Source organism: Pseudomonas sp. GW456-12-1-14-TSB6, from assembly GCF_059424205.1.
In genome coordinates this window covers 48,943-69,873 of record NZ_JBWKZE010000011.1, presented here as the reverse complement: position 1 = coordinate 69,873, position 20,931 = coordinate 48,943, and the positions used below count along the sequence as shown (strand labels likewise).

Annotated in this window: 17 protein-coding genes; 13 read left to right on the top strand and 4 right to left on the bottom strand. The window is 59.4% G+C overall.

Annotation, left to right across the window (positions count from 1 at the left end):
* Positions 1-2 precede the first annotated feature (2 nt).
* A complete protein-coding gene (locus tag AC07Y2_RS12570) occupies positions 3-764 on the top strand; it encodes an SDR family oxidoreductase (RefSeq protein WP_103386102.1) in 762 nt (253 codons plus the stop codon).
* Positions 765-801: 37 nt separating this feature from the next.
* Here the strand turns inward: AC07Y2_RS12570 and AC07Y2_RS12565 are convergent, their stop codons facing one another.
* Positions 802-1,770, bottom strand: a complete 969-nt coding sequence (locus AC07Y2_RS12565) for an AraC family transcriptional regulator (protein WP_103386101.1) — start codon at positions 1,768-1,770, stop codon at positions 802-804.
* A 101-nt stretch (positions 1,771-1,871) separates the two neighbouring features.
* Here AC07Y2_RS12565 and AC07Y2_RS12560 point away from each other — a divergent pair, with 101 nt between their 5' ends.
* Positions 1,872-3,122 carry an MFS transporter gene (locus AC07Y2_RS12560; RefSeq protein WP_103386100.1) on the top strand — a complete coding sequence of 417 codons (1,251 nt, stop codon included), beginning with the start codon at positions 1,872-1,874 and terminating at the stop codon, positions 3,120-3,122.
* Between the two features lie 133 nt (positions 3,123-3,255).
* Here the strand turns inward: AC07Y2_RS12560 and AC07Y2_RS12555 are convergent, their stop codons facing one another.
* Entirely contained in the window at positions 3,256-4,170 is a 915-nt protein-coding gene (locus tag AC07Y2_RS12555) for a LysR family transcriptional regulator (RefSeq protein ID WP_074690647.1), read from the bottom strand.
* Between the two features lie 270 nt (positions 4,171-4,440).
* Between AC07Y2_RS12555 and AC07Y2_RS12550 the strand changes: the two genes are divergently transcribed.
* From AC07Y2_RS12550 to pgm, 4 genes are all read left to right on the top strand, one after another.
* The gene (locus AC07Y2_RS12550) at positions 4,441-5,463 is read left to right on the top strand and encodes a zinc-dependent alcohol dehydrogenase family protein (RefSeq protein WP_103386099.1); all 1,023 of its coding nucleotides are present in this window, start codon (positions 4,441-4,443) and stop codon (positions 5,461-5,463) included.
* Positions 5,464-6,009: 546 nt separating this feature from the next.
* Positions 6,010-7,461, top strand: coding sequence for a hypothetical protein (locus AC07Y2_RS12545; RefSeq protein ID WP_039768300.1), 1,452 nt, complete (start codon positions 6,010-6,012; stop codon positions 7,459-7,461).
* A gap of 49 nt (positions 7,462-7,510) precedes the next feature.
* Positions 7,511-8,941, top strand: a complete 1,431-nt coding sequence (locus tag AC07Y2_RS12540) for an aminotransferase-like domain-containing protein (protein ID WP_103386098.1) — start codon at positions 7,511-7,513, stop codon at positions 8,939-8,941.
* A gap of 76 nt (positions 8,942-9,017) precedes the next feature.
* Entirely contained in the window at positions 9,018-10,664 is a 1,647-nt protein-coding gene (gene pgm, locus AC07Y2_RS12535; RefSeq protein ID WP_074690645.1) for a phosphoglucomutase (alpha-D-glucose-1,6-bisphosphate-dependent), read from the top strand.
* Positions 10,665-10,725: 61 nt separating this feature from the next.
* On the opposite strand, the gene AC07Y2_RS12530 is transcribed toward pgm, so the two are convergent.
* Entirely contained in the window at positions 10,726-11,421 is a 696-nt protein-coding gene (locus tag AC07Y2_RS12530; RefSeq protein ID WP_074690644.1) for a pirin family protein, read from the bottom strand.
* Between the two features lie 278 nt (positions 11,422-11,699).
* Here AC07Y2_RS12530 and AC07Y2_RS12525 point away from each other — a divergent pair, with 278 nt between their 5' ends.
* Complete coding sequence (locus AC07Y2_RS12525) at positions 11,700-14,174, top strand: UvrD-helicase domain-containing protein (protein WP_074690643.1); 2,475 nt, start codon at positions 11,700-11,702, stop codon at positions 14,172-14,174.
* Positions 14,175-14,231: 57 nt separating this feature from the next.
* On the opposite strand, the gene AC07Y2_RS12520 is transcribed toward AC07Y2_RS12525, so the two are convergent.
* Complete coding sequence (locus AC07Y2_RS12520) at positions 14,232-14,504, bottom strand: DUF1652 domain-containing protein (RefSeq protein WP_039768310.1); 273 nt, start codon at positions 14,502-14,504, stop codon at positions 14,232-14,234.
* 262 nt (positions 14,505-14,766) lie between these two features.
* Between AC07Y2_RS12520 and AC07Y2_RS12515 the strand changes: the two genes are divergently transcribed.
* The 6 genes from AC07Y2_RS12515 (at position 14,767) to AC07Y2_RS12490 (ending at position 20,927) form a co-directional block, all read left to right on the top strand.
* Positions 14,767-15,582: a helix-turn-helix domain-containing protein gene (locus tag AC07Y2_RS12515; RefSeq protein WP_039768311.1), complete on the top strand. Its 816-nt coding sequence runs from the start codon at positions 14,767-14,769 to the stop codon at positions 15,580-15,582.
* 51 nt (positions 15,583-15,633) lie between these two features.
* Positions 15,634-17,040 (top strand): NAD(P)/FAD-dependent oxidoreductase, encoded by a 1,407-nt coding sequence (locus AC07Y2_RS12510; protein ID WP_103386097.1) that lies wholly within the window; start codon positions 15,634-15,636, stop codon positions 17,038-17,040.
* Positions 17,041-17,069: 29 nt separating this feature from the next.
* Positions 17,070-17,414: a cupin domain-containing protein gene (locus tag AC07Y2_RS12505; protein ID WP_039768313.1), complete on the top strand. Its 345-nt coding sequence runs from the start codon at positions 17,070-17,072 to the stop codon at positions 17,412-17,414.
* A 56-nt stretch (positions 17,415-17,470) separates the two neighbouring features.
* Complete coding sequence (locus AC07Y2_RS12500; protein WP_103386096.1) at positions 17,471-18,556, top strand: polyamine ABC transporter substrate-binding protein; 1,086 nt, start codon at positions 17,471-17,473, stop codon at positions 18,554-18,556.
* A gap of 388 nt (positions 18,557-18,944) precedes the next feature.
* Entirely contained in the window at positions 18,945-20,411 is a 1,467-nt protein-coding gene (locus tag AC07Y2_RS12495) for a serralysin family metalloprotease (protein ID WP_085667063.1), read from the top strand.
* 93 nt (positions 20,412-20,504) lie between these two features.
* Entirely contained in the window at positions 20,505-20,927 is a 423-nt protein-coding gene (locus AC07Y2_RS12490) for an AprI/Inh family metalloprotease inhibitor (RefSeq protein WP_158248857.1), read from the top strand.
* Positions 20,928-20,931: the final 4 nt, after the last annotated feature.

Here is a 20,931-nt window from a genome sequence, read left to right as displayed (position 1 = left end):
TCATGATCAACGTCTCGCAGGCTCCGCTGATTCTGATCACGGGTGGCAGTCGTGGAGTAGGCGCCGCCACCGCCCGACTCGCTGCTGCCCAAGGCTACGATGTCGCGATCAGTTACGTTGCCAATGAGTCCGCCGCGCTGGCGGTGGCGACGGATATCGAAGCGATGGGGCGCAAGGCGTTGGCGATGCGCGCCGACAGTGCCGATCCCGAGCAGGTCGCGAGTCTTTTTACCGAGATCGACCACACGTTCGGGCGAATCGATGTCCTGGTCAATAACGCTGGGGTGCTGGCGCAACAGTCACGTCTGGAGGACCTCGGCTTCGAACGCATGCAACGCATCTTTGCGGTCAATGCGCTCGGGCCGATTCTGTGCGCCCAACAGGCCGTTAAGCGCATGTCTCTGCGGCACGGCGGTGCGGGCGGCGTGGTGATCAATGTGTCGTCGGCCTCGGCCCGTCTGGGCAGTCCGAATGAATATGTCGACTACGCAGCATCAAAGGGTGCGCTGGAAACGTTCACCATCGGATTCGCCAAAGAGGTCGCCCGGGAAGGAATACGCGTCAACTGTATTCGACCCGGACATATCTATACCGATATGCACGCCAGCGGCGGCGAACCGGGGCGGGTCGATCGGGTCAAGGACTCAATCCCGATGGGCCGGGGCGGGCAGCCAGAGGAAGTGGCGCGGGCCATTTTGTGGCTGGCCAGCGCAGAGGCATCATTTGTGACCGGTACATTCCTCGACGTAACGGGCGGTAAGTGAGACAGGGGCAAGGATCATCGATTCCTTGCGCTCGACTTCAAGTAATCGCGGGCTGCCTCGCCTTGCGACTCAAGCCCGGTGTCCTGCCCGTAATACGCTTGAATGCACGACTGAACGCAGCCTGGGAGGTATAACCCAAACGCTGCGCCACCTCTTCAATCGGCAGCCTTTCGAGCGTCAGCCACTGGCTTGCAAGCCGCATTCGCAGTTCGGTCACGTAGCGCAGTGGAGTCATGCCAATCGTGACCTGGAAGCGCTCCGCGAATACCGAACGTGAGGTATTACAGTGCTCTGCCAACTGCGCAACGGTCCAGTCGCGGCCCGGTTGTTGATGGAGCGCAAGCAGTGCACCGGCCAAGCGTGGATCGCGCAAGGCGGCGATCAGACCCGAAGCATTGCCGCAGGCGCATTCCACCCAGCCGCGAACGACCATGGCGGCCACCACGTCGGCCAACCGCGCGAGGATGCCGGCAAAGCCCACGCGGGCGGCGCTGACCTCGCGCTCCATGGTGGTCAGGATCGGTACCAGCCCGGGATAACGCTGGCCACCGGCATCAATCAGCATCAGGCCCGGCATCAGCTGGCCAAGGCCATGGATACTGCCCAACTCAAACTCCATGCAACCACTGAACAAAATAGTGCTCGGCGTTGGGCTGGCGTCGGCTCCGGTATCCACCGCGCTGACGGTTTCACCCAAGGTTTCGCCGTCTAGACCGTCGATGTCTTGAACAGGCGCGTCCGGATGGGAAAACAGTTGATGAGCCGCGCCATGGGAAATGAACACGGCGTTGCCGGCAGACAGCGCGTACCTGTTGCCGTCCTCCATTCGCAATTGCGCATTGCCGATGGCCATGAAGTGGAACCAGGCGTGCCCAGGTTTTTCCGCGAAGCTCAATCCGAACGTTGGACCCGCCTGGATACGCCGGTATTCAACGCCTCGCAGGCGCATGCCACGCAACAGCTCGTTGATGAGGTCCGAGGAAAGAGCAAACTGGTCTGCAAACATCGTTCAGGGGTTTTGATCAAAAAGTAGAGACTTTGGATCATAGATCATCCAGTTTTCAGCGCCTAGACTCGGCTCGCAATGAACATTGGGAGATCCGTGCAATGAATGACTGTGTATGTAACGCCGTATCCGACCGCCATTGCGGCGTCGGCGCGGATGTAGAGCCTGCGACGCCCGCGTGGATGGCCGTCTTCTCTTTGGCAATGGGTGTGTTCGGGTTACTCACCGCTGAGTACCTTCCGGCGAGTTTGTTGACGCTGATGGCCACCGACCTGGGAGTGTCCGAAGCGTTGGCTGGCCAGGCGGTGACGGTGACAGCCGTGGTGGCGCTGTTCGCTGGCTTGTTGGTGCCAGGTCTGACCCGCAGCATCGACCGACGTTGGGTGTTACTGGGCTTTTCCACGTTGATGGTCGCCTCGAATCTGTTGGTCGCCGTTTCCTCCAGCTTCGCGGTGCTGTTGTTGATGCGCATCTTGCTGGGTATTGCCCTTGGCGGGTTCTGGAGCATGGCGGCAGCGGTAGCGATGCGCCTGGTGCCGAGTGCCTTGTTGCCTCGGGCGCTTTCGATCATTTTCAGCGGCATAGCCATTGGGACGGTAGTTGCAGTGCCGCTGGGCAGTTATCTGGGCGGGTTATATGGCTGGCGCAGCGCGTTCTTTGCAGCGGCGGCGGTAGGCATGGTGACCCTGGCTTTCCAGTCGCTCACTCTGCCGCGCCTCGCGCCGCGCCGGCCGGCAAGACTGCGCACCGTTTTCGAGGTGTTGCAGCGTCCGGGCATCGCCATGGGCATGTTCGGTTGTGTACTGGTGCACAGCGGGCACTTCGCGATGTTCACTTATGTTCGGCCATTCCTTGAAGGGACTACCGGCATCGGCCCGCAAGGGCTGTCGCTGATGCTGCTGGGGTTCGGTGTGGCGAACTTCGTCGGCACGTTGTTAGCCGGGAAGCTGCTGGAGCGCTACCCGCTGGCCACTCTGGTGTTGATGCCCGCGCTGGTCGGCGTCGCAGCACTGGCGTTGGTGCTGTTGCCGGCGTCGGTGCCGGGGCAGGCGGTATTGCTGGCGATCTGGGGTCTGGCCTTTGGTGGTGTGCCGGTGGCGTGGTCGAACTGGGTCGCCAACGCGGTACCTGATCAGGCGGAAAGCGCTGGAGGCATGGTGGTGGCGTCTGTGCAGTCGGCCATCGCAACAGGCGCCGCCGCTGGCGGTGCGGTATTCAGCCTCGGTGGGAGCGCAGGCGTATTCGTCGCAGCGGCCGCGCTGATGCTACTGGCCGCGCTGCTGATTGCTCTGCGGGTCCGCGTGCCTTCTGTCCATGGCGTTCGCCAGGCCAAACCCGCGTTGCACCTTTGATCCGGCTTGCACGCTACAGCCTTGGGTACCGGTAGCGGGTGGGCTGTAATCGCGAAGTGCACTGGAAGTGACTGGATTTCCAGGATCCATGAAAAGCCAGAAATGATCAGATGAACAGCCCGCCCGGCGAAACCTAGAGACTGTCAGGGTCGCCGAAGAACATCTGAATCCGCGATCGCAACCACCGCTCACCCGGATCGTTGTCCTGCGACCCGCGCCAGGCCATGTGCAGTTCGAAGGTGCGCGTCGGCAGCGGTGGGTCTTCGGCGCGCAGGCCGCCAGCGGCTGTCAGGGCTTCCGCCGTGTAATCGGGGACGGTCGCGACGATGTCGGTGCCCGCCAGCAGCGTACCCAGTCCATTGAACTGCGGCACCGCCAGGACCACATGCCGTTTACGTTCGAGTTTTTCCAGTTCTTCATCGACGAAACCACTGAGGTCGCCGGCAAACGACACCAGCGCGTGCGGTCGGGCGCAGTAATCGTCCAGGCTCAGCGGTCCCGGCACGGTATCGGCGCGCAGCAATTTGGGGGCGCTACGGCGCAAGACCTTGCGTTTGGCGTTGGCTGGCAGGTCGGTGGTGTAGCTGACGCCGATGGAGATTTCGCCGGAGGCGAGCAGGCCGGGCATCAGGATGTAGTTGACGCGACGCACCACCAGCACAATGCCGGGCGCCTCGGCGCGCAGGCGCTTGAGCAGCATCGGCAGCAATGCGAATTCGACATCGTCCGACAGGCCGATGCGAAATACCGAAGTGCTGGTGGCCGGGTCGAATTCCGCTGCACGGCTGACGGCGGTGGAAATCGAGTCCAGGGCCGGGGAGAGCAGGGCGAAGATTTCCACCGCGCGGGCGGAAGGTTCCATGCTGCGTCCGGTGCGCACGAACAAGGGATCGTCGAACAGGCCGCGCAGGCGCGATAGCGCCGCGCTGATCGCCGGCTGTCCGAGGAACAGCTTTTCCGCCGCACGGGTCACGCTGCGCTCATGCATCAGCGTTTCGAACACGATCAACAGGTTGAGGTCGACACGACGCAGGTCATTACGATTCATCTGGAGTCCTGGCAGAGTCATCAAGCTTGACGAGAGCGACCATATGAGAACAATGGCCGGCATGAATCTTACGGGGAAAGGCTGGTACTCTGCACCGGGTAATTCAGCTTTACTGAGAAGGCGGCAGCAGTTTTTTCATGGATATTTTCAATGCTGGCCATGCTGCGGAATCAATGACAGGCATGTCGACTATTAATAGCCACTGATAGTCTTGGCTGGAAAGCCCAGATAGAGTTCATGGCATTAGAGGTTACTTTGACGAGGTTTGCGATGTCCCGCACGATCCGTTTTCACAAGTTTGGTCCGGCCGAGGTGCTCAAATGCGAAGAGCATGCGGCTGCTCAGCCAGGTCCTGGCGAAGTGCAGGTGCGTGTCGAGGCGATCGGCATCAGCTGGTATGACACGCTCTGGCGTCAGAATCTGGCGTCGTCCCAGGCGCGTCTGCCTTCGGGCCTCGGTCATGAAATGGCCGGCGTGGTCACAGCGATCGGCGACGGTGTCGAAGATCTGACGGTGGGCGACAAGGTGGCCAGCTTCCCGGCCGAGAGCCCCAACGATTACCCGGTCTACGGCGAACTGATCGTTCTGCCGCGCACCGCGCTGACCCGGTATCCGGACGTGCTCAGCCCGGTTGAAGCCAGCGTGCATTACACGCCGTTGTTGATTGCCTATTTTGGTTACGTTGATCTGGCACGGGTCAAACCCGGGCAGTTCGCCCTGGTGACCGACGCCAGCCACTGTGCCGGTCCATCCTTTGTCCAGTTGGGCAAGGCGCTGGGTGTGCGGGTGATTGCTGCCACCAAAACGGCGGAGGAACGTGAGTATCTGCTGTCTCTCGGTGCCGAAAAAGTAATCGTCACCGAAGAAGAAGACCTGTTGATGCGAATCAACAAGATCACCGACAACCGCGGCGTCGATGTGGTGTTCGATGGTCTCGGCGGGCCACAGATGTCGCTGCTCGGTGATGTATTGGCACCCCGTGGCAGCCTGGTGCTGTACGGCTTGCAGGGTGGCAACCAGACGCCGTTCCCGGCCTGTGCGGCGTTCCAGAAGAACATTCAGTTCTTCGTGCACTGCATCGGCAACTTCACCGGCAAGCCGGAGCTGGGCATCATCCAGGATCACGTCGCCTTGCAGCGTGCCTTGCGTGATATCAACCAACTCACCGCTGACCGTGTACTGCTTCCGCTCAAGACCCGGGTTTTCCCGTTCAACGAGTTTGTCGAAGCTCACCGCTACATGGATGAATGTCCGTGCCGCGAGCGGGTTGCCCTGCAAATCGAAACTGCCTGACCTTTCCAATCAGAGTCCGTGGCCCCACGGACTCTTGTGCGTTTTATCCTTCAGACATCAAGAACCCCTGGGTCAGACACCTGGGGACGTTCAGCAACTGAACTGGTTTTTGCTCTTGATCTGTATCTTCTAATTGCCCTCCAGACCCTGATAATTGAATGACTACTTTCATCTCAAGGAATGAGCTATGTCTGTGCATTCTATTTGTCCCGTGCAGTATCGATCAGCTGTTTATCATCGCACTTCAAACTTCTGTTTAAAGTTTGTAGGGGATCCATGTAATCCCTTCTTTATTTCTTGTGCTCATTATGTGCAGGGTCTTGTAAGAAGTTTCCTAGGAAAACTAAAGCTTACCGAGAGCCCTGCAATGACGGGGCCTGAGCTCGCATTGGTCATGATGACTAAATGCCACGCGCATAACTGTTTCAAATAACTACAAAAACTTAAGTGTTAGCATTTCAGCGTCTATTAATTAATGAAGCGTGATTGCGCGCTCGCCCCGCGTGGGTGCGTGATATAAAACCTTTGATACCGGGTGAAGTACTGATGAGCACGATCCATGATCAGGCAATGAATTATGTCTACCAGCAAGTATTGCAGAGACTGCTGAGTTTCTTTTCCCGTGCCGAACGAACGGCATTGCAGCTATTGATCCAGCGCATTGCGGTTGCTGCCGGGGGCATGGAGCGTATCGGTGAATTCAAGGTATTGGTGACTCAATCCGGCACACGCGACTGTTGCTACAGCCTGGCCTTGTTACGTGCAGCGCAACTGAGCATTGCCGGCCGAGCACCTGCCACATTCCAGTTGAGGGTCGCGACGCTGCGTTGCAATGGCGTACCGGCTTCGGCATTGCACAACATGCATCGCAGCTTCAGCGCGCTGTTCCTGCACGACGATCCAAGGGTCGAGCTTTTGATGGTGGATCATCGCGAGATCCTGCCGTTCAACCATCTGGCACCTGTCTGCGACGAGGGGCGCGAGGCCGGCAGACTCAACCTGCTGATGATAGGGCATCGCCGTGGATGGGATGAAGATCTGACACTCTGGGACGACCTGTTTCTGACCACTGCCGAATTCTACGGTCAGGTCGCCCGCTGGAATAACGGTGTCGACGCCTTGATCAGTAGCGACAACGCGCGCCGTCAGGAGCAATTTATCGACGGTCTGGACCGCGCAGTGCGCAAGGCCGGCCTTGGCGGACTGGCGCGAAAGGGAGGTGGGTTCGATGAATTGTTCGGATTGCTCGATAGCGTCGGTGGCGATTGCTTTCGCGAAGTCTATTCCCAGGATGATCGGGTACCCTGGCGGCCGCTTGGCGAATTCGAAGCCTGTCGTCGAACCGGCTATATCGGCATCGACGATATGGTCGTCGGCAAAATGGAGGAACGCTGGCCCTTGCTCAGCGATTTCCTCGGGTTTCAGGCCGATGACCTGATGCTTGAAGCCCGCACCGGTGAATGCACCGACCCCTTGGTGGGCGCCTACCTGAAGGGGTTGCAAGCCAGTTATATCGAAGGGCGCGACTACGAAGCCGGTGTATCGGACTATCTGCAGCAATACCTGGCGGCGATGCGCCGCAGGAACACACCCGAACAGATTTGCGAACGTTTCATTGCCACATTCTGCAATCTGTCCGATCCCGTCGGACAGCGGGCGCTGGCAGCGGCGGCGTTGCAAAAGAATTTCGGCCTCAACGAGCCGCAGCTGGTTTGCCTGTTGTTCGCGCCGTTCATCAATGCCGGCGCCGGCCTTGAACGCTTCCTGCGAACCTGCCATCCCGGCATGCTGGTCGCCATGCCGGATCTGCACCGTGCCATGCAAGGCCTGCACGCGCCAGAGCAGGTCTTGCAATGGATGACCGATGTCAGCGGCATGCCTTTGCGCCTGATCTGCCGGTTGTATGCAATGGATGCAGTCCGGATGGGCGATCACGCCAAGACGCATGAGCTGCCCGAGCACGAGGTCACTGCGAGTGACCGATCGGCGGAAGGTTGAGTGCGAATTTGCTGCTCCGTCACGCGGATGTGTCTGCGGGCATCTGGTCATGAGTGAGTCGCAAGCGTCCGATTTTGCCTATCAGGCGGTGTATCGCTACCTGACGCAACTGATCAGCGAACCGGGCAATCAGGGACCTGTTCGACTGCCATCGTTAAGGCAACTGGCCGAGCGTTTGAACGTATCGATCTCGACCATTCAGTACGCCTACGCACTGTTGGAGAAAGAAGGCCGGGTCTATTCCGTGGCCAAATCCGGTTACTTTGCGCAGGCGACATCCACGATCATGCCGCCCGGTCGCGGCAGTGATTTGCTGGAAACGGTCTACGTCAACGCCAGATGCGCCGGCATGCACGTACTGAGTGCCGATGAACCGGCCTTGGTCCAGCCCCTGGATCGCCCCTTGCTGACGATTGAGCGAGAACTGTTGCGCCAGTATCCCCAGCACTTGCAAGCGCCTGCCCAGCCTTGCGGAGAGCTGGAACTGCGCACATTGCTGGCGGCTCGCTACACCTCATCGGCGAAGCATTGCTGGCACGCCGAGGATGTCTACATCGGTGCCGATCTGAGAGGAGTGCTGGAGATCCTGATCGCAGTGCTCCAATTGCGCCACGCAACCGTAGTCGTCGAGTCGCCGTGTGACTGGATGATCCTGCGCTTGCTTGAGTCTGCCGAAGTCCGGGTCATCGAACTCCCGATTCAACCAGACGGGGCGCTCGATCTGCAGACACTGCAGAGGCTGCTCGAAACCGAGCGGGTACGGCTGATCCTGCTGTCCTCGAAATTGAACATGCCCCACGGGAGCCGTATACCTCAGGACAGTCGCCAGGCCGTCGCGCAGTTGCTCGCGAATCATGGCACCTGGGTTCTGGAGAATGATTGTCATGGCGAGTTGCTGGACAAAGATGACGGTGAGCCACTGCGCGAACTGGTGGATCCCGACCGGCTGCTGGTCTTTTCCATGTTCGAAAAAATCATCGGGGTTGAAGCGCCCTACGGGTTTGTCCTGTCGCGACAATGGCGCGCCGATTTGCAGCGTCACTTCCTGTTGCGTTCGTTTCGTCTGTCACCGATCCGTCAGAAGGCCATTGCCCGACTCTATGGGAGCGGGCGGGTCGAACAGCACTTGCCGATACTCAGGCGCATACTCAGGGAGCGTCGGACCCGATGGGTCGAGCTGATAAGAGAGCGCCTGGGCGACGTTCTGCAGCTCGTCGAGCCCCAGGGCGGCGCGACGATCTGGCTGCATTCAGCGCATCCGGTCGCGATGGATTCAGTGTTTCAACGGCTGCTCAGACAGCATGTACTGATCGCGCCGGGGGAGTTGTTCAGTCTTCAGGGCCTGCATGCACAGCACTTGCGTCTAAGCGTGACAAGCAGCATGGAACACGAGTTGTTAAGACTTGTCGGACTGCTTGGGGATGCGTTGCGACTGGCCCCGCGGACAGATGCGCGAAAACACCCGGCTTGTACGCAATAGACCCCATCGCGCTCCGGAGCAACTGCCAGTAAACTCCGTTGTAATTTCCTGAACCACTCTATTTCAGAGGTTTTGCATGACACTCAGTCCTTTTGCGGGCAAACCGGCACCGGCAGAATTGTTGGTCGACATCCCGCGACTGGTTACGGCGTATTACACCGGTCAACCCGACGCCTCGGTTTCCACCCAGCGTGTGGCGTTCGGCACCTCAGGGCACCGGGGCAGTTCCTTTGATTTGAGTTTCAACGAGTGGCACGTGCTGGCCATCAGCCAGGCGATCTGCCTGTACCGCGAAGCCCAGGGCATCACCGGCCCGCTGTTTGTCGGTATCGACACGCATGCGCTGTCGACTCCGGCCGGGGCCAGCGCCCTGGAAGTACTGGCGGCCAATGGCGTGACCGTGATGATCGCCGAAGGCGACGAATACACCCCGACTCCGGCCGTTTCTCACGCCATTCTTTGCTACAACCGGGGTCGCACCACGGGTCTTGCCGACGGCATCGTCATCACGCCGTCGCACAACCCGCCTCAGAGCGGCGGTTACAAGTACAACCCAACCAACGGTGGCCCGGCCGACACCCACATCACCAAGTGGATCGAAGCCAAGGCCAACGAACTGCTGGCCAACAAACTGGCCGGCGTCAAACGCATCAGCTACGAGCAAGCGCTCAAGGCCGGCACCACCCACCGTCACGACTACGTCAACACCTACGTCGCCGACCTGATCAACGTCATCGACTTCGATGCCATTCGCGGCGCCAAACTGCGCCTGGGCGTCGATCCGCTGGGCGGAGCAGGGGTGCGCTACTGGTCGGCGATTGCCGAGCACTATCGTCTGGACCTGGACGTGGTGAACAAGGAAGTCGATTCGACGTTCCGTTTCATGACCGTCGACTGGGACGGGCAGATCCGCATGGACCCATCGTCCAGCCATGCCATGCAAGGCCTGATCGGTCTGAAGGAGCGCTTTGACGTGGCCTTCGCCTGCGACCCGGATCACGACCGTCACGGCATCGTCACACCGTCCGGCGGCTTGTTGGCACCGAACAACTACCTGGCGGTGTCGATTGACTACCTGTTCCAGAACCGTCCGCAATGGCGTGCCGACGCAGCCGTGGGTAAAACCGTGGTCAGCAGCGGTCTGATCGATCGCGTGACCAAGCGTCTGGGCCGTCGTCTGTACGAAGTGCCGGTCGGCTTCAAATGGTTCGCCGATGGCCTGTTCGACGGCTCGCTGGGTTTTGGCGGCGAAGAAAGCGCCGGCGCCTCGTTCCTGCGCAAGGACGGCGGTGTATGGAGCACCGACAAGGACGGTCTGATCCCAGCCCTGTTGGCCGCTGAAATGACTGCCCGTACCGGCCGCGACCCAAGCCAGGCCTACCGTGCATTGACCGACGAACTGGGCGAGCCGTTCTCCGTGCGTGTCGACGCCAAGGCCAACCCGGAGCAGAAAGCCCTGCTGAGCAAACTGTCGCCGGAACAGGTCACCTCGACCGAGCTGGCAGGTGAGAAGATCCAGAGCATTCTCAGCAAGGCTCCAGGCAACGATCAGGCCATTGGCGGTCTGAAAGTGATGACCGAAAACGGCTGGTTCGCTGCGCGTCCGTCGGGCACCGAAGACATCTACAAGATCTACGCCGAAAGCTTCATCGGCGACGACCACCTCAAGCAACTGGTGGCTGAAGCGCAAACTCTGGTAGACGGTGCGATCAGCACTAATTAAAGCCAGACCATGGAAAAGGGCGACCCTGAGGTCGCCCTTTTTTGTGCCCGTGATTCGCCGTTCAGGCCAGATCCACCAATACGATCTCGCTGTCTTCCAGCGCCGTGACGGTCAACACCTGTTCATCGGCCACCGCCACACCGTCTCGAGCTTGTGCGCGCAAGCCGTTGACTTCAATGACACCCTTAGCCGGAACCAGATACGCACGACGTCCGGCATCGAGGCGATATTCAGCGGTTTCCCCGGCCTTGATATTGGCCGCCACCAAACGCGCGTCGGCGCGGATGCGCAGGCTTTGATCGTCACCGTCCTTGCCGCTGGCGAGAGTCACGAAACCTTCGCGGTCGCCTTTCGGGAACGGTTTGGCGCCCCATGACGGCGGTGCGCCGGTTTCGGTCGGCAGAATCCAGATCTGGAAAATCCTGGTGTCCGTTGCTTCCAGGTTGTATTCGCTGTGGGCGATCCCGGTGCCGGCGCTCATCACCTGCACGTCGCCAGCCTCGGTGCGGCCCTTGTTGCCCAGGTTGTCCTGGTGGGTGATCGCACCTTCACGCACGTAAGTGATGATTTCCATGTCGCGGTGCGGGTGAGTAGGGAAGCCCGTGCCGGCGGCAATGATGTCGTCGTTCCATACGCGCAGATTGCCCCAGCTCATGCGTTGCGGATCGTAGTACTCGGCGAACGAAAAATGGTGATGGGCATCCAACCAGCCGTGATGGGCGCCGCCCAGCGAGCTGAAAGGTCTGAGTTCAAGCATGATCGTCTCCTCAAAAGGTTCGTCATGGGGCGTGATGCCTGAGCCACGAAGCGAGACCGGTGATTGATGGCAGCCATCATCTATCAGTCAATCATCGAGAAAAAGCGTAAAAAGTGCGGCATTCCAATCGAATCAGTTGATATTTAAAAAGCTCGAAACCGTCTCATCTCACCTTCAATTGATCGCCTAAACCAATGACCTGTAAGCATTTCGCTAGAACAAAAAAGCAAATGCAGACACCATAGCCCTCAACAGCCTCACATCCGGAGTCCGTCAGCGTGGCGCAACACACCCCCGATCTTCCTCCCGAACTTCGTCCCCTGGCCGAGATGCCCTGGTTCAAACGCCTGGCGGCGCGTTTCCTTGGCCACGGTCTGACGCGGCTGCGTGCTCAGCACCGTGCCTCGTGGCTGCACGGCCAGGCTGACGGTTTTCGCAGCGGGCATACCGCCGGCGTGGATTACGGGTACAAGGAAGGCAAGGCTGACGGGCTGGAAGAGGGCCGCCAGGTCTTGTTGATCCGCGACAGTCGCAATACCGAGCATCGGCCACCCGGTATCGACAAACACCTGTTCGACGACTGGCGCCTGCCGCTCAGCGCAGAGCTGAAGAAGCGCATGAAAGCCGACGTCGCGCGCCTGTTACCGGCCCATGCACAGCCGAGCGTTGCGCAATGGAAGATGATTTTCAGCGATACCCCGTCAACCTCGGTGATTGCCGGCGCCGGAGCCGGCAAGTCGACCACGCTGGTGCTGCGGATCCTGCTGCTGACTCACTACCTGGGATTTGAGCTGGATTCGATGACCGTGGTGACCTTCACCCGCGAGTCGCGCAAGGATTTCATCAGCAAACTGATCGAACTGTTCGCATTGTGGGGTCGTTCACTCAGTCAGAAAGACGCGCGGGATCTGGTGCGCACCTTCCACTCGCGGATCTTGCCGATGGTTCGCAGTCTGCCCGGATTCGAGCGCTTGCAGGCATTCGAAAACCTCAGCCACCGCGCGCCTGGCGGGGATGAAGACGTCGACAGCAATCCGTTCGATCTCCGCATCAACGACGCACAACGCCAACAGCTCAACGCCTGTTACCACCGTCTCTACAAAGCAGATCCGCGCTTTGCGCAACTGATCCAGCCGCTGTCCCGGCATGCCTTGCAGCTCAAGGAGCTGGAACGCGATCACCCGGACGTGCAAAAGCGCGTCGCTGTAACGGAACTGGCGGCTCGCCGCGATGAAGAGCTGTGCGACATGATCGAGGACATGTGGCTCCGCGCCGGCGCCTGGCCGATCAAGGGCATCGAACCGAGCCGCCAGACTTTCGAAATCAACGGAGCGTCCTTCCATTGCCACGGCTACATTCCGAGCCTGGACGCGTGGGTGGTATTGGGCTTCGACCCTCGGGAAAACCCGCAGGTCTGCCGTCCCAACGCCAAGCTGACAGTGCGTGCAGAGTGGGCAGTCAAGCGCACCCTGTTTCAAGCTTTCTGTCGTAAGCCATTGATTTGGCTAGATAGTTACGAGTCGTCAAAGCGTTTATTGGCCACGCTGGCGGGTGATGTCAGCGCCGGTCCGGGCTTCGACTACAAGGTAAAGGGTGAGCTCGCTTCCGCGCCGTTGCTCGATTGTTTTGTCGCTGCTGCAGGCTTTATCGAGAACCTGGGCCTGGATGTGCCGGACGCCGTTGGCCGCATGAGTTTCGCCAAGGACGATCCGGACCGGTTTTTCTTCGAAGCTTTAAGCCTGTTCTGGCGAGCGCTGGAAGATCACTTGCTGGATCAGAAGCCGCCGGTGATGACCTACAACCGGATGTTCGCGCTGTTCAGCGAGCATTCGCCGGAAAACTTCAAGCTGCTCAGTGATGAGCTGCTGCGGCCGATGTCGCACCTGATGATTGATGAGTTTCAGGACGTTTCACCGCAGATCGTCTCGTGGATCCGCGCGAGCCTCTCGGAAATCCGCAGTCGTGGCCCTGCCATGCACGTCGGACGAGGTGCGCAGCGATCGTCGCTGCTTTGCGTGGGCGATGACTGGCAATCGATCTACGGTTGGCGCGGCAGCTCGCCGAGTTACTTCATGGAGTTCAACAAGGAATTCCCGTCGCCGAGCACGACGCGGGTGATGCTCAGCGACAACTATCGCAGCCATCAGCACATCATCGACGCGGCAGAACACATCGTCCGGGCAGCGCCGGCGATCCCGGGCAAGAAGGCCAAGGCCAGCGGCGAGGAGAGGCCGTTGCAGCCAGTCAACGTGCTGGAGCGCGACGATCAGGCACTCGGCCAGCGCCTGGCGGAACACTATCGAAAGGGCGATTCAATCCTGATGCTCTATCGAAAAAGCAGCGATAAGTTATTGATTGAGCAGCATATTCAGTCTGTAGTTAATGTGGATTCGAGCTTGCCGTACGAGTCCCGTCGACTGAAACAACTGACCTATCACAGCGCCAAAGGTCTGCAGGCCGACGCGGTTTTTCTGCTGGGCGATTGCCAGCACTTGACCAGTTCACCGTACAAGAATCAGGTGTACCGCATGGCCGGACTGGGCAAGGCCGGCGACAGCGAGCCGTACGACAGCGCGCAGAAAGACGAAATCCTGCGCCTGGCCTATGTTGGCATCACCCGCGCAGTCAGCCATTGCTACTGGTATGTCGAGCCGCAGGACACTCAGGCGGTCAACATGCCTCGGGCCTCGGACCGGGTCGCCAAAGGTAAACCGTTCTTCGTCGATCATCGGCCTGAAAAGAAAACGGCCTGAATCCAGCGCCCATGAAAAAGCCCACACACGGCGGGCTTTTTGTTTTAAATCAAATAGTTACGCATAACTCTTGAGAGATTCTGGAGGAGTGAAAGCCTCCAATTCGTCCTCGACGGCTTCGATTATTCGCTCCACATCCGCCGCATTCATCACCGTGGCACAGGGAATGCCGGCGATCGCGATCAGGGTTTCGCCACTGGCCCGATCGAACAGGCGAGCGACCAGACTGCCCGGCGCATCCATAGTGGCCTCGAAACCCATGGGATGAAAATGCCAGCGCATGAGCTGGCAGGCATTGGGAAACGTGACTTTGCTTGACCCTTTGTTCATGTGTTGCCCGCCTTCTTCATCGAGCGCTTCCGTTTGCTCATGTTAGGTGGGAAGAGCCTTCATTGGCTCAACCGGTGACTGCCTTTAAAAGTAGCATCTGAATGTGAAATTCCTGTGAGAATTTTCAGTTCATTTAGCGATTGCGAGGATTCTTTTGATGTAAGTCACGATACAACCCAATCGTCGCCAAAATGCCATCACCACCGGTTGTTGAAGCAGCGCCGGAAGTTGGGCAAGCTCGGTTCTTTTTCCAAGAGTCCTTATGCACGCCGATGATGACGGCCCGGAACAGACCAGGGCCACGGCCGAAACGGTCATGCGCTATCACCTGTGCTGGAAACACCGGGACCTGGATGGCGTGATGGCGCTGTATCACCCGGACATCCAGTACAACGATTTTTTCCAGAACCGCGTGCTCGGACTCGACGAACTGCGCGAGTACGTCCGAGTCAGCATGCCACGCGAATCCGACGAAGCGCTGGAGCATTGCGACCGCATCCGCATCGACGGCAACACCGCATTCATTCAATACGAAGTGACGTTGCGCGGTGGTAACGGGCTGGTGTCGTTTCGCTCCAGTGAAGCGATCACGGTCAAGGACGGGCGGATCTGGCGGGTCAACGAATATGCATCGCTGGTGCGCGAACAGGCTGAAAGTCCGACGACAACCCGCCAGCGTCCGGCGGTGAGTCGCCTGGGCCTGTCGCCGCGCCAGTTGAGCTTCATGGCCGATGACTTGCAGCAGTATTTCCAGCGCCAGCAACCGTATCTCGATCCGGAGCTCGACCTGCAACGGGTGGCGAAGGAGTGCGGATACAGCCGCAATCAGATTTCGTACCTGCTGAACCAAGTGCTGGGGCAAAGCTTCTACCGCTACGTCAATCAGGCGCGTCTGCAACATCTATTGCAGTCGCTGGACAAGGCTACGCCGCCGCTGCGCATCGATGAGCTGGCCTTCGCCGCCGGGTTCAATTCACTGTCGGCTTTCTATAGCTGCTTTCGCCAGCACACCGGGCAATCGCCGAAAGCTTATGCGAAGCAAATTTCTTTGCGGACACGCGCGCAAGACAATCCCTGAGTCCAGCCACTAGGATCGACGCCATCGAAACCTGGATTGGCGGAGTCTTGCATGCCGGCGTGGCGCACTATCAGTTTGTGGATGGACCAACTCGACGAGCCGCTGACCGCGCGCCCGTCGCTTGCGCAGGACCTGGATGTCGACGTGGCGATCATCGGCGCCGGTTACACCGGACTGTGGACCGCGTACTACCTGAAACAACAGGCTCCGAGCCTGAACATTGCCATCATCGAAGCGCAAACCGCCGGGTTCGGCGCGTCCGGTCGCAACGGCGGCTGGTTGATGGGCAATCTGCTGGGCGAGGATCGTTTGCTGGCGGGCCTGTCACCGCAACAACGCCGCGCTTCGTTCGACCTGTTGCACAGCATTCCCGATGAAGTAGAAGTCGTCCTCGAGCGCGAAGGCATCGACTGCGACTACCGTAAGGGCGGAGTGCTGTATTGCGCCGCGCGCTATCCAGAGCAGGAAGCCAATCTTCGCGAATACCTGAAAAAACTCCACGCTCAGGGCCTGACCGACGACGATTACCGCTGGCTCAGCCCCGAACAACTGGTGCAGCAGCTGCGCATCGCTAAACCTTACGGCGCCATCTTCGCCCCGCATGTGGCGACCATTCACCCGGCGAAACTGGTACGCGGCCTGGCGCGAACCGTCGAACGCCTGGGAGTGAAAATCTACGAAAACAGCCCGGTGACCCATTGGCAGGCCGGCAGCCTGCGCACCGACAACGCCAGCGTGCGCAGCCGCTGGATCGTCCCGGCAATCGAAGGCTACTCCGTCACGCTGCCACCGTTGGGTCGTTATCAATTACCGGTGCAAAGCCTGATCGTAGCCACCGAACCGTTGTCCGCCGCGACCTGGGACGCAATCGGCCTCAACCGGGGCCAAGCCTTCAGCGAATTCAGCCGTCAGGTTACTTATGGCCAGCGTAGCGCCGACAACCGACTGATCTTCGGCGCCCGCGGCGGTTATCAGTTCGCCGGCCAACTGCGGCATAACTTCGACCTGACCCGCGATGAAGTCGAACTGCGGCGCTACCTGTTCGGCGAGCTGTTTCCGCAACTGAAAAACGTACAGATCACCCACGCCTGGGGCGGCAACCTCGGCATGTCCCGGCATTTCAAACCGCACATGCTGTGTGACCGGGCCAACGGCATCGCGCTGTCCGGCGGCTATGGCGGGGAGGGTGTCGGCGCTTCCAATCTGGGCGGGCGCACGCTTGCGGATCTGATTCTCGAGCGCGACACCGAGCTGACGCATCAGCCGTGGGTGCTGCCCGACGGCGGGATCCACGCGCTGCGGGCATGGGAGCCGGAACCGTGCCGCTGGCTCGGCTACAACGCGATCATCAAAAGCTTCGTCCACGAAGACCAGACCCTGGCCAACCCAGCGACTGCGCCCTGGCGGCGCAAGCTTGCCAGCCAGGTGGCCGGGTTCATGGAAGGTTTCATGCACTGAACGTTGTTTACTACCAGACAGGTAACGCCATGAGCATCACCCAATTCAAGAACACCGCCACGTTGCAACTGGAAGATTCAAACCCGGTGGCCGTGCCGCTCGGCACGCCGGTGGCGATTGCCTCGACCACCAGCGTCGAGCGCGACGACGGCGTCGAAACCGGCGTCTGGGAATGCACACCCGGGCGCTGGCGGCGGCAGATCACCGCCCAGGAGTTCTGCCATTTCATTTCCGGTCGCTGCACGTTCACCCCGGACGACGGCGGCGAAACCCTGCACATACAAGGTGGCGACGCACTGATGTTGCCGGCCAATACGCTCGGGATCTGGGACATCCAGGAAACCGTGCGCAAGACCTATGTCCTGATTTTCTGACGTTTTGATCCTTTTGATTGCCTGCCAACAACAATAGCCAATACAGGAATCGATCCATGATCCGAAAGACCCTCGCGCTCGCTCCTTTGATGCTCGCCGTTTCCCTTGCTCAGGCCGCGGATACGGTCAAGGTTTACAACTGGTCCGACTACATCGCGCCGGACACCGCCAAGAACTTCGAAAAGGCCAGCGGCATCGGCGTCACCTATGACGTCTACGACAGCAACGAAACCCTCGACGGCAAGTTGATGACCGGTAAATCCGGTTACGACGTGGTGTTTCCGTCCAACCACTTCATGGCGCGGCAGATCGAGGGCGGGGCGCTGAAGAAGCTCGACAAGAGCCAGTTGCCCAACTGGAAGAACCTCAACCCGGTGTTGCTCAAGGCCCTGCAGACCAACGATCCGGGCAACGAACACGGCTTTCCGTACCTGTGGGGCAGTACCGGCATTGGCTACAACGTCGCCAAGGTCAAGGCTGTGCTGGGGGACAACGCGCCGGTGGACTCCTGGGACCTGATCTTCAAACCCGAATACATGGAACAACTGCAGAAGTGCGGTGTGGCAATCCTCGACAACGGCCCGGAACTGTTGCCGGCAGCGCTCAACTACCTGGGGTTGCCGCATCACAGCAAGAACCCTGAGGACTACAAGAAAGCTGAAGCGCTGCTGATGAAAGTGCGGCCGTATGTCAGCTACTTCCATTCCTCGAAGTACACCAGCGACCTGGCCAACGGTGACATTTGCGTGGCTGTCGGTTTCTCCGGCGACATCCTGCAAGCGGAAAACCGCGCCAAAGAGGCGAAGAACGGCATCGACATCGGCTACGAAATTCCCAAGGAAGGTGCCGCCATCTGGTTCGACATGGTCGCCATGCCTGCCGACGCACCGGACGAGAAGGCCGGCTACGCGTTCATGAACTACCTGCTGCAGCCCGACGTGATGGCCGGCATCAGCAATTACGTTCACTACGCCAATGGCAACGAACAGGCCGACAGCCTGATCGACCCGGCGATCAAGAACGACACCAAGGTTTATCCGAGCCCGGAAATGATGGGCAAACTGTTCGCACTGGAAGCGATGCCGCTGAACATCGACCGGATTCGGACTCGGGTGTGGAACAAGATTCGGACCGGCAGCTGAAGGAAAAAAGGCGAGGGCGGCACAGCCCTCGCCTGACTATGTTCTATTGGATCTACTTGATATCAATACACTGGCATTGCATCGGTAAAGTGCAGCAAAGTGAGACGCTGCTAACAAAAAACAACTTACCGATATTTAATATTTAAATAAGAAATCGTCAGACAATTAGGCAGCCTCACCACACTTTCAAACTTCTTTCGGCGGCACGTGCTTTGTTTACGGGAGTTTCCCGGAACAGTTCAATTTGATCTCGAAAAAATGCTAGACGACAGATTTCAAATTGTGTCAGGTTTCTTACGCCTTCATTGGGCGAGTGATAGGACAATCTCGCCAGGGGTTGTCGCTATCGGACAAAAACTGTTCCATTGCTAAACAAGGAAGTGTGTTTATGTCGAAAGTAAAAGCTAACGCTATTGATACCGCCGAACAGGCTTTCCAGCTGGGCGCGGCGCCGCAACCTCTGGCAGCGACCAGCACGGCGTATAACCAGATCAATAGCTTCAGCCATCAGTACGATCGTGGCGGCAACCTCACGGTCAATGGCAAACCCTCCTTTTCCGTCGACCAGGCCGCAACCCAGTTGCTGCGCGACGGCGCTGCCTACCAGGACAAGGATGGCAGCGGCAAAATCGAACTCACCTACACGTTCCTGACCTCTGCATCGTCCAGCACGATGAACAAGCACGGGATCAGCGGGTTCAGTCAGTTCAGTGCACAACAACAAGCCCAGGCCAAGCTCGCCATGCAATCCTGGGCTGACGTGGCCAACGTGACCTTCACCGAGAAAGCCTCGGGCGGTGACGGCCACATGACCTTCGGCAACTACAGCGGCGGCCAGGATGGCGCTGCAGCGTTCGCTTATCTGCCGGGCACCGGCGCCGGTTACGACGGCACGTCGTGGTACCTGATCAACAGTGGCTACACGCAAAACAAAAACCCGGATCTGAACAACTACGGCCGTCAGACCCTGACCCACGAAATCGGCCACACCCTTGGCCTGGCGCACCCGGGCGACTACAACGCCGGCAACGGCAACCCTACCTACAATGACGCGACCTACGGGCAAGACACCCGCGGCTACAGCGTCATGAGCTACTGGAGCGAAAGCAACACCAGCCAGAACTTCAGCAAGGGCGGGGTGGAAGCCTATTCCTCCGGCCCGCTGATGGATGACATCGCAGCGATCCAGAAGCTCTACGGCGCCAACCTGACCACCCGTACCGGTGACACGACCTATGGCTTTAACTCCAACGCCGGTCGCGATTTCCTCAGCGCCTCGTCGTCGGCCGACAAGCTGGTGTTCTCGGTGTGGGATGCGGGCGGCAAGGACACCTTCGACTTCTCGGGTTTCACCCAGAACCAGAAGATCAACCTCAATGAAGCCTCGTTCTCCGACGTTGGCGGCCTGGTGGGCAACGTGTCCATCGCCAAGGGCGTCACCATCGAGAACGCGATCGGCGGTTCGGGCAACGACCTGTTGATCGGCAACAGCGCGGCCAACGAGCTCAAGGGCGGTGCCGGCAACGACATCATCTGGGGCGCCGGCGGTGCCGACAAGCTGTGGGGCGGCGCGGGTTCGGACACCTTTGTGTTCGCAGCCAGCTCCGACTCCAAGCCGGGTGCGATCGATCAGATCCTCGATTTCGTCAGCGGTCTGGACAAAATTGACCTGACCGGCATCACCAAAGGCGCAGGCCTGCACTTCGTCAGCGCCTTCACCGGTGCGGCGGGTGATGCGGTTCTGACGTCCTCGGGCGGCAACAGCCTGCTGTCGGTGGACTTCTCCGGGCACGGCGTGGCTGATTTCCAGGTCAGCACCGTTGGCCAGGCAGCCACCAGCGACATCGTGGCGTGATGTAACACGGGAAAGCGGCGCTTGATGCGCCGTTTTCTTCGCTTGCTTCGTCTCGCTACGTGCGCAAGGCTACACGCCGGAGTGAAATTTCCTATGATTCGAAACTCTTTTTCCCGCATGGCAGTCGCCTGTTTCATGCCGATGCTGATGATGATTTCTGGAGAAACAACCATGGCAAGCAGCCTTAGACTCGAAGACCCATCGGTATTCGCCGGGCATTGGCAGGCGACGCTGACCGCCGCCCATGACGCCCCCGAAGCGCAGGTACTGCAAGACAAACCTTCCAACACCTGCCAGATCGACCTTGAGCCAAACCAGACACTTGGCCACGGCGCCGACTGCCTGAGTGCCTGGCTGCAGGAAAATGCCATCGGCTGGTTTCCCGATCCGGACGGTCTGTCCATCACCGGAAAGGAAGGCTCCAGAATCCAGTTCTTCAGCCGACAACATGACGGACTTTATTCCAGTACTTTGAAGTCGGGGCTGATCGTGACGCTCAAGCGTGTCGAGCAATAACGCA

Excerpts from the sequence above, each read along its gene's own strand:
- AC07Y2_RS12570 (WP_103386102.1), top strand. The coding sequence starts at position 3 with ATGATCAACGTCTCGCAGGCTCCGCTGATTCTGATCACGGGTGGCAGT.
- AC07Y2_RS12530 (WP_074690644.1), bottom strand. The coding sequence starts at position 11,421 with ATGCTTGAACTCAGACCTTTCAGCTCGCTGGGCGGCGCCCATCACGGC.
- AC07Y2_RS12540 (WP_103386098.1), top strand. The coding sequence starts at position 7,511 with ATGAGTGAGTCGCAAGCGTCCGATTTTGCCTATCAGGCGGTGTATCGC.
- AC07Y2_RS12490 (WP_158248857.1), top strand. The coding sequence starts at position 20,505 with ATGATTCGAAACTCTTTTTCCCGCATGGCAGTCGCCTGTTTCATGCCG.
- AC07Y2_RS12545 (WP_039768300.1), top strand. The coding sequence starts at position 6,010 with ATGAGCACGATCCATGATCAGGCAATGAATTATGTCTACCAGCAAGTA.
- AC07Y2_RS12520 (WP_039768310.1), bottom strand. The coding sequence starts at position 14,504 with ATGAACAAAGGGTCAAGCAAAGTCACGTTTCCCAATGCCTGCCAGCTC.
- AC07Y2_RS12505 (WP_039768313.1), top strand. The coding sequence starts at position 17,070 with ATGAGCATCACCCAATTCAAGAACACCGCCACGTTGCAACTGGAAGAT.
- AC07Y2_RS12510 (WP_103386097.1), top strand. The coding sequence starts at position 15,634 with ATGCCGGCGTGGCGCACTATCAGTTTGTGGATGGACCAACTCGACGAG.
- AC07Y2_RS12555 (WP_074690647.1), bottom strand. The coding sequence starts at position 4,170 with ATGAATCGTAATGACCTGCGTCGTGTCGACCTCAACCTGTTGATCGTG.
- AC07Y2_RS12565 (WP_103386101.1), bottom strand. The coding sequence starts at position 1,770 with ATGTTTGCAGACCAGTTTGCTCTTTCCTCGGACCTCATCAACGAGCTG.
- pgm (WP_074690645.1), top strand. The coding sequence starts at position 9,018 with ATGACACTCAGTCCTTTTGCGGGCAAACCGGCACCGGCAGAATTGTTG.
- AC07Y2_RS12500 (WP_103386096.1), top strand. The coding sequence starts at position 17,471 with ATGATCCGAAAGACCCTCGCGCTCGCTCCTTTGATGCTCGCCGTTTCC.
- AC07Y2_RS12550 (WP_103386099.1), top strand. The coding sequence starts at position 4,441 with ATGTCCCGCACGATCCGTTTTCACAAGTTTGGTCCGGCCGAGGTGCTC.
- AC07Y2_RS12515 (WP_039768311.1), top strand. The coding sequence starts at position 14,767 with ATGCACGCCGATGATGACGGCCCGGAACAGACCAGGGCCACGGCCGAA.
- AC07Y2_RS12495 (WP_085667063.1), top strand. The coding sequence starts at position 18,945 with ATGTCGAAAGTAAAAGCTAACGCTATTGATACCGCCGAACAGGCTTTC.
- AC07Y2_RS12560 (WP_103386100.1), top strand. The coding sequence starts at position 1,872 with ATGAATGACTGTGTATGTAACGCCGTATCCGACCGCCATTGCGGCGTC.